We start from the raw sequence: 258 nt of genomic DNA, 5'->3' as shown, positions 1-258 counted from the left end.
CGATTAACTTTACCAAAGCATCTATCGCAGTTGAGTTGTTGCCAACAGCTATTTCCCCTAAGCTCTCTGCCGCTCGCCTACGGGTGTCTTCATCCTGTGAGGTGTCGATTAACTTTACCAAAGCATCTATCGCAGTTGAGTTGTTGCCAACAGCTATTTTCCCTAAGCTCTCTGCCGCTCGCATACGGGTGGATTCAAATTGTGAGGTGGCGATTAACTTTACCAAAGCATCTATCGCACTTGAGTTGCCAGGATCTA

At 46.9% G+C, this 258-nt stretch carries 1 protein-coding gene; it reads right to left on the bottom strand.

Annotated features, from left to right (window positions below):
* Window positions 1-258 (bottom strand): HEAT repeat domain-containing protein (locus tag ACM0OZ_RS49345; protein ID WP_414590235.1); only part of this gene is annotated, 258 nt, incomplete at both ends.

This window comes from Scytonema sp. PCC 10023 (assembly GCF_963920835.1).
Lineage (GTDB): Bacteria > Cyanobacteriota > Cyanobacteriia > Cyanobacteriales > Nostocaceae > Kalymmatonema.
This window is presented reverse-complemented; position numbering and strand designations above follow the sequence as displayed.